The 7,187-nt window shown below is 66.1% G+C and carries 9 protein-coding genes; 1 reads left to right on the forward strand and 8 read right to left on the reverse strand.

Translation table 11 applies throughout. The annotated features are described in order from the left end of the window. Positions 1–404: 404 nt before the first annotated feature. The 8 genes from CA237_RS18850 to CA237_RS18885 form a co-directional block, all read right to left on the reverse strand. A complete protein-coding gene (locus CA237_RS18850; protein WP_037447206.1) occupies positions 405–593 on the reverse strand; it encodes a hypothetical protein in 189 nt (62 codons plus the stop codon). Between the two features lie 91 nt (positions 594–684). Further along, positions 685–1,590 carry a L,D-transpeptidase family protein gene (locus CA237_RS18855; protein WP_164523927.1) on the reverse strand — a complete coding sequence of 302 codons (906 nt, stop codon included), beginning with the start codon at positions 1,588–1,590 and terminating at the stop codon, positions 685–687. Positions 1,591–1,681: 91 nt separating this feature from the next. Then, a complete protein-coding gene (locus tag CA237_RS18860) occupies positions 1,682–2,044 on the reverse strand; it encodes a response regulator (protein ID WP_037447209.1) in 363 nt (120 codons plus the stop codon). Positions 2,045–2,078: 34 nt separating this feature from the next. Next, positions 2,079–2,711 (reverse strand): response regulator transcription factor, encoded by a 633-nt coding sequence (locus CA237_RS18865; protein ID WP_037447212.1) that lies wholly within the window; start codon positions 2,709–2,711, stop codon positions 2,079–2,081. Next, on the reverse strand, positions 2,708–4,198 hold the full coding sequence (locus tag CA237_RS18870) for a PAS domain S-box protein (RefSeq protein ID WP_241215560.1): 1,491 nt from the start codon (positions 4,196–4,198) through the stop codon (positions 2,708–2,710). Before CA237_RS18870 ends, CA237_RS18865 begins: the two co-directional genes overlap by 4 nt. Then, on the reverse strand, positions 4,195–4,641 hold the full coding sequence (locus CA237_RS18875; protein ID WP_037447215.1) for an ion channel: 447 nt from the start codon (positions 4,639–4,641) through the stop codon (positions 4,195–4,197). The genes CA237_RS18870 and CA237_RS18875 overlap by 4 nt, the downstream gene beginning before the upstream one ends. Before the next feature lie 68 nt (positions 4,642–4,709). Next, a complete protein-coding gene (locus tag CA237_RS18880; RefSeq protein ID WP_037447218.1) occupies positions 4,710–5,519 on the reverse strand; it encodes a universal stress protein in 810 nt (269 codons plus the stop codon). A gap of 72 nt (positions 5,520–5,591) precedes the next feature. Continuing rightward, a complete protein-coding gene (locus CA237_RS18885; protein ID WP_037447455.1) occupies positions 5,592–6,284 on the reverse strand; it encodes a Crp/Fnr family transcriptional regulator in 693 nt (230 codons plus the stop codon). Positions 6,285–6,426: 142 nt separating this feature from the next. On the opposite strand from CA237_RS18885, the gene CA237_RS18890 reads away from it, so the two are divergent. After that, positions 6,427–7,131, forward strand: a complete 705-nt coding sequence (locus CA237_RS18890; RefSeq protein ID WP_126015245.1) for an OmpW family outer membrane protein — start codon at positions 6,427–6,429, stop codon at positions 7,129–7,131. Positions 7,132–7,187: the final 56 nt, after the last annotated feature.

Genomic DNA, 7,187 nt, shown 5'->3' on the forward strand with positions numbered 1-7,187 from the left:
TGCGTTCGCTGCCGGGCTCGAACAGCAACGAGCGGGGTTAACCCCGCCCGTTGCTTCACCTGCGCTCATGCGCGAAAACCACGGTCGGCCTCTGGTTGCCGCTGGATGAAAGACCGGGGTCACGTCATCACTCATTCAGGACCGGGGCCTTGAGCAGCAGGAATGGCTACGTCGAGATCAGCTGGAGCGCCAACGATGTCGAGGCGTCTTACTTATGGCTGCAATGGGCCGATCGCGACGGACCGCAGATGAGGGCACCACTTTCAGCTTGGAGCGACCGATTGCTAAGCGTGGCAACGCCGCGTCGTCTCGGTGGGCAATGCGGGATACAGGAGCTACCGTCCGGCCTCGTCTGGTCCCTCCATGCGCCACTAGAGCGCCTCGCCACCTGAAAGTCTGATTTGTTAGTGGCGTTCCTTCGATGCCTGGCTCGTCTGCTCCAGGAGCGCCTCAACTGCCGCGCTGCTGATCCGCTCCGCTGTCTTGAGCGCTGCGGCAGGCTTGAGGCTCACATTGACTGCGTCCGGACCGCTCACGTCGACGACGCCGTTGTTCGCGGTTGCTGCCGAGGCCTCATCATGGACCTCTTTCATCTCAATTCTCCTTTCCGCAACGATCAACGCTGGCAGGAGCACTCAGGTCCAAGAGCGGCCACGATCGGTCACGTTTGCCTGATTGCGGGGTCTACTCGTTCCCCGTCATCAAGGTTGACGTAAGGGATAGCTCTGGCCGAAGGCGATCTGGAGTAACCACCACAGTGGTCCCCGGACCCGCTGCATCCAGCACGCGGGCGCTAAAGTCGGGATCGACCCCGATCACGTCCGGCCCGAGATCGGGTACGACGGCCCTCCCCGAGCCTGGCAGGTCGAGGCGCAGCCAACGGCCGTCGACCTGCCGCTGGTAAGCGACCGGGCCCGTGACGTTGCCCGTCAACGTCACGGGCGCCGCCCCAATCTCCTTTCCGTCGCGAATGACCCGCACCTCACGATCAGTCGTGCTCACTACGACCGAAAGGGCAGCGGCACCTCTCTTCTCCGCCTTCCAGAGGGTAGGCTCGATCCGATCAGGCAGGAGCGGCGCCGCTTCCGTAGCCGCCATCACCGGCATCGTATCAAGCCGCGTGACGACCACCATCATGCCCAGTCGGCTTTCGGCGAAGAGCAAGCGCGCGAACGCCTCCGGCAGGCGGATGCAGCCGTGGGAGGCCGGATAGCCAGGAAGAGCGCCGCCGTGCAGCGCGATGCCGTCCCAGGTCAGGCGTTGCATGAACGGCATGGGCGCGTTGTTGTACAAGTTGGAGCGGTGGTCCGCTTCCTTCTGCAGGATTGTATAGACGCCCGGCGGTGTCTCGTGCCCGGGCCGACCGGACGACACCGTGGTGATGCCGATCGGTATGCCGTTGCGGTACACCGTCGCTCGCTGCGTCCTGAGGTTCACGACCATGATCATGGGACCGCTGGGTGCAACCTGCGGGGCCCAGAGATACTGGCCCGGTCGAAGCCGCGCCGCAGCTTGCGCCACGGTGCCGGCGGTCAGCGCAGGCGCTTCCGGCACGGACGCGAGCATAAGAAGGAAGGCAATAGACAACATGGAATGGACCATCGACCGAAGCCGGGTCGTGGCCTATCCGTATCTTCCCTCAGTCTACCGCGAAATCACCCCGTGCCGCGTGGGCGATCGCTCAGCGTGAGAGCGCGCCGAGCAGTTCGTGTCGGCGGAGCGGCTTTTCGAGAACAGCATTGAAACCGCTCGCGAGCGCCGCATCCTTCAGCCCGGCGCTGGGGTGTCCGGTGACCAGAACGGCTCGTCCGCACCAGCCACGTCGCTGCAGCGCCCGGAGAACGCCGATCCCATCCCCATCAGGCAGCTGGTAGTCCGCCACCAGCAGGCCTACGGAGGCGAGGTCGTCGCCCGCAACGCTCGCCTGCGCCGTGCCGTAGGCGCGCACGTCATACCCGCGCCAGTGCAGCAGCAGCTGTAACGATCGGCGGACGGCCTGGTCGTCCTCAACGATGACGGCGAGCGCTCGGGGGTTCTGTTCCATCGAGCCACCCTGCCCTCGTTATGGCGACAACGCTCTACGTAGATGTACGAGCTTCCCCTCCGAGGCCGGCCGCGAAGGCAAGCCGAAGCGCCTCGGACAAGCTGTGAACACCGAGCTTGGTCATGAGATTGGCCCGGTGCACCTCGACCGTCCTGGGCGAAATGCCGAGATCGAAGGCGATAGTTTTATTCGGCAGACCATCGGCAAGCCCGCGCAGAACGTCCTGCTCGCGGGGCGTCAGCGCGGCGATGCGCGTGGCAGCCTCCTGCGCCGAGGCAGCGGCCGCATCATGCCGGTCGAAGATCGCGAAACCGGCGGCGAGTGCGCGCAGCAGCGACGCCTTGTCGAACGGCTTTTCCAGAAAGTCGACAGCGCCCGCCTTCATCGCCTGAACGGCGATAGGCACGTCGCCATGTCCGGTCAGGATCACCACCGGCCAGCCGACGCCGCGCTGCGCCATCTGCTGCTGGACCTCAAGCCCGTCGATCTCGGGCATGCGGACGTCGAGCAGCACGCACCCAGGCTCCGCCGCTTTGACCTCCTTGAGGAAGGCTACGCCCGAGGCATGGCTCTGCACGTCGAAGCCCGAGGTGCGGAGCAGAAAGCCGACCGAGCGGCGGACGGCATCCTCATCATCGACAACATGGACGAGCCGGCGCTCGCTCATACCTCGTCCCCTTCCGACGCAGCCGGTAGCGTAAAGTAGAAGGCCGCGCCCTTGTCCGTGCCGGGCTCCGCCCAGATGCGTCCGCCATGCGCCTCCACGATGGTCCGGCAGATGGACAGGCCCAGGCCCATGCCGTCCTGCTTGCTCGACGTGAAGGCCTGAAAGAGCCGTGGTGCGATTGCTGGATCCAACCCCGGGCCTGTGTCCGTGATCCCGATACGCACATGAGCGCCGTCGCGGATCGTGGACGTCGTGATGTCGCTGACCTCGCCGTTGCCCAGCGCCTCCACCGCATTGCGGAGCAGATTGACGAGCACCTGCTGGATCTGGACGCGGTCTGCGAGCACATGACTGGCCGCCGGGTCGAGCGACACGAAACTGCGCACGCCGCGCTCGCGCGCGCCGGTAAGCCCGAGCCGGATCGCATCCTCAATGAGGGACGGTACAGGCTCGATGCGACGCTCGGTCTCGCCGCGGGCTACGAACTCGCGCAGCCGCCGCACGATGCGGCCGGCGCGGAGCGCCTCGTTGGCGGACTCGCCGACCGCCTCGGCCAGAAGCTCTTTGGGCGCATCCTCCGCGTCCAGCAGGTCACGCGCCGCCTCCAGGTAATTGGCGATCGCGGTCAGCGGCTGGTTCAGCTCGTGCGCGAGTGTCGAGGCCATGGTCCCCATCGCGCTCAACCGTGAAACATGGATCAGCTCGCCCTGCAACTCCTTCAACCGCAACTCGGCGCGTTGCTGGTCCGACAGGTCGCGGATGAAGCCGGTGAAGATCCTGCCGTTGGCGCCGTGAGCCTCCCCGACCGACAGCTCCATCGGGAACTCGGTGCCGTCCTTGCGCTGCCCGACGACGATGCGGCCGATGCCGATGATCCGTCGCTCGCCGGTCTCGAGATAATGACCGATGTAGCGATCGTGCCGCGCCCGGTGGTCGCCGGGCATCAGCAGGCTGACGTTGCGGCCGAGGACCTCTGTTTCCCCGTAGCCGAACAGGCGCTCGGCCGCGGCGCTGAACGACTGGATCAGCCCCCGCTCGTCGATCACGACCATGGCGTCCGGCACAGTCGCGAGCACCGAGCGCATATGCGCCTCGCTCTCGGCCAGCATGTGCTCGGCCGCGCGCCGCCCCGTGACGTCGGCGATCATCAGTCCGTAGCCGCGGAGCTTCTGGCCGTCGAACACGGGCGCGACCGTGATATCGGCGAGGAACTCCGAACCGTCCGCACGCTTGCACCAGTCTTCCAGCCGAACAGTGATGCTTGCGCCGGCTTGTGGCCATCGACCGCTCGCCGCTGGCCAGAAGGCGTCGATACTGCGCCCGACCGCTTCGCTCCTCGGCGTGCCGAGCAGCCGCTCCGCTCCCTCGCCCCAATAGGTCAGCGTTCCGTCGGGCGCCGCCAGCAACAGGGCGCGGTCGGTCACGCTCGCAACGAACAGCGCCAGGTCCTCCGCGGTCGCGGCGGGGGTGGTCTCGGCGTTGATCACTGCGTGTTCTCGATCTCGGATTCCAGCCAGCGGATGCGGCCCACGATGGCGACGAAGAAGGCGGTTGACCAGCCCAGCAGGATGATGCCGTTCGCACTTTCGATGGCGCCGAGCACCCGCCATCCCGGCGCAAGGACCACATCGCCATAGCCGACCGTCGTGTAGGACGCGGTCGAGAAGTAGAGGGCCGCTTCAAGAGAGGGCAACGCTCCGACGAACAGATAGAAGCCGGCATAGAGCCAAATCTCTATGCCATGCAGGACAAAGAGGCCGGTCGCCGCGCCCACGATAGCCAGGCCTTCCCATATCAGCCTCGCATCGGCCGGCCGCCGGCGCCGATGCAGGCGCAGCAGCAGCATCAGCGCGGCGATACCCATCAGGTGAACCGCGCACGTGATGGCGACCAGCATGGTGGCCGCGGCAAGTTCAACGAGGAGCTGCATCGGTGACGGTTGTCACGGGCGACAGCGAGATACTGCCGCCCGCGACGTTCTCGTCCTTCCCTGATCCTTTAGCGGTGGTGGACGAGCAGCAGGGGTACCCGGCACCGCTTCAGCATGCCCTGCGTCGCGCCACCGAAGATCGTCTCCATCGTGCGAGCGTGGCCATAAGCGCCCATGACGACCAGGTCATAGTGACCCATTTCGGCTTCGCACCGGAGCGCGACGTCCACCCGGTCGATGCCGATCGGCTCCCTCTTGATCACGGGTTCGATCCCATGCCGCGAGAGGTAGCGGGCCGCATCCTCGATCGGCGTGTCCATCGACTTGTCGTCGGCATAGTAGAGCGTGACGCAGCGGGCGAGCGACAGGAGCGGCATGGCCGCAGTCAGCGCCGCCTCCGCGTCCGGCGAGCCGTCCCAAGCGACGATCGCGCGACCCCGCACATCGAGCTTGCGAGAAGCCGGAGGTACGGCGAGCACGGGTTTGCCGGTGTGCACCAGCAGATCGCCGATCACGTCCCGCATGCGCGGGAGAAGCTTGCCGTCCTCGTCCGTGCTGAGCACGATCAGGTCCGTCATTCGCGCCCGAGCTTCGATCGTCTGCGACAGAAAGCCGGTCGTCTCTGTCCAGTCGAACGGGACGTCCTCGCGCTCGAGCCGCGCCCGCATCCGGACACCGTGAAGGGTCTCGCTCTCCTGCTCCTCGGCGAGCAGAAGGCCGCCGACGCCCATCGCCACATAGTCGCCCATCACCTCGGGGATGATCGTCAGGTCGAGACAGGTGAGATGCCCGCCCACCGCGCGCGCAACGTCGAGAGCCGACTGGTACCGGGCCTCCTGTCCTTCATCGCCGTGGATCAGCAGCAGGATGTTCTTCATGGGTTCCCTCCTCTAGCCTGGATCGATGCTAGGAGGGCGACCGCGGCGCCAATATCCGCAATGTTCCGGATGTCAGGCCGCGCGCTGGCGAAGGCACGCCTCGTCCTCGACGCGGAAATGCTTCACCGACAAGGTGATCAGGCCTCTGGCCTTGAGCTTGCTCAGCTCGCGGCTGACTGTCTCGAGCGAGAGCCCCAGAAGGTCGCCCATCTGCTGTCGGGTGAGGGGAAACGCGACGTTGTCCTCTGGCGATCGTTCCGCAAACTCGACTAGCAGGCTGGCAACCCGCTCACCGGCCGACTTGCGGCCGAGCAACAGCATCCATCGACGCGCCCTGTCGAGCTCGTCCAGGGCGCGCAGCAGCAGTGCATGCTCGACCTCCGGGTGGGTTGCGGCGAACTGCTCGAAGGCCGGTCGCCCCAAAACGCAAAGCCGGGTCTGTCCGAGCGCTGTGACGGAATAGCTGCTCCGTGTACCGAACGGCCTGCCGACCACGTCCCCCATGCCGGCAAGTCCCAGAATCTGCTCGCGTCCATCGGCGAGCGACGCGGTCAGCTTAAGGACTCCGGACACGACGAAGCCGACGAGCAGCGTGTCGTCATCCTCCCAGACCAGCGTCTCGCCGCGCGCGAGCGTGATCGGGCGGGCGAGCCGGTCGAACTCGCGTGCCGCCTCCGGCGAGAAGTTGCTGCAGAGCGAACGGCTGCGGGCAGCGCAGCCCATGCAACGCGATGAGAGTGTCGACTGAGCGGCGGCCAATTGCATCATACTTCCCTTCCCCACCGCCGATAAGGAGCTGCCGCGCCCTCGGGCATAAGGGATTGTACGAAGGTCCCGGGTTGTCGCAGGTCAAATCGAGACCGGGAGATCAGGGACTAGCCGCGGAGCTCACTTCGAGGAGTCTCCCATGCGCGCCTACCTGACCGCCGCCCTGTTCACCGCGGCATTGCTCACTCCCGGCATGGCCGCGGCGCAGACCGCCGCCGGCGACTGGCTGGTGCGCGTCCGCGGCATCGTGGTGTCGCCGACGGAGAGTTCCGGTGAGGTTTCCGGCCTTCCGGGCAGCCGGGTGGGCGTGACCGACAGCGTGATGCCCGAGGTTGATTTCACCTACATGGCGACCGACCACATCGGCGCGGAGCTGATCGTCGCCACGACGAAGCACAAGGCGACGGGGCGAGGCTCAATCGCCGCCATCGATACGGTTGCGAGTACGTGGGTGCTGCCGCCGACGCTGACCCTGCAATACCATCTCGCGCCCACCGGCAAGATCCGGCCCTATGTGGGCGCCGGCGTCAATTACACGGTCTTCTATGCCGAGAATGCCAGCGACGCACTGGAAGGCGCGCTCGGGTCGACGAAGGTGCGCATGAGCGACAGCGCCGGTTACGCACTGCAGGCGGGCGTCGATGTCGACATCGGGCCTCGCACCTTCCTGAACGTCGACGTCAAGTACATCGACATTGACACCACGGCCCGGCTGACCACCGCCGCGGGGACGAACCGTGTGCGTGTCAGCATCGATCCGCTGGTATGTGGATCGGCGTGGAAAAGGGACCCCGGTAGCGGGGTGATCGGCGTCGAAAAGGGACCCCTCATCCCGTTGGTCTAGGCTGTTCGCTTGGCGGTGTGTCAGGCGGCGAGATCGGGATGCTGGTATTGGGTATT

The sequence above is a fragment of the Sphingomonas sp. ABOLH genome, assembly GCF_003951715.1.
Taxonomy (GTDB): domain Bacteria; phylum Pseudomonadota; class Alphaproteobacteria; order Sphingomonadales; family Sphingomonadaceae; genus Sphingomonas; species Sphingomonas hankookensis_A.

Coding starts and splice junctions, on each gene's coding strand:
- CA237_RS18850 (WP_037447206.1), bottom strand. CDS start 593: ATGAAAGAGGTCCATGATGAGGCCTCGGCAGCAACCGCGAACAACGGC.
- CA237_RS18855 (WP_164523927.1), bottom strand. CDS start 1,590: ATGTTGTCTATTGCCTTCCTTCTTATGCTCGCGTCCGTGCCGGAAGCG.
- CA237_RS18860 (WP_037447209.1), bottom strand. CDS start 2,044: ATGGAACAGAACCCCCGAGCGCTCGCCGTCATCGTTGAGGACGACCAG.
- CA237_RS18865 (WP_037447212.1), bottom strand. CDS start 2,711: ATGAGCGAGCGCCGGCTCGTCCATGTTGTCGATGATGAGGATGCCGTC.
- CA237_RS18875 (WP_037447215.1), bottom strand. CDS start 4,641: ATGCAGCTCCTCGTTGAACTTGCCGCGGCCACCATGCTGGTCGCCATC.
- CA237_RS18880 (WP_037447218.1), bottom strand. CDS start 5,519: ATGAAGAACATCCTGCTGCTGATCCACGGCGATGAAGGACAGGAGGCC.
- CA237_RS18885 (WP_037447455.1), bottom strand. CDS start 6,284: ATGCAATTGGCCGCCGCTCAGTCGACACTCTCATCGCGTTGCATGGGC.
- CA237_RS18890 (WP_126015245.1), top strand. CDS start 6,427: ATGCGCGCCTACCTGACCGCCGCCCTGTTCACCGCGGCATTGCTCACT.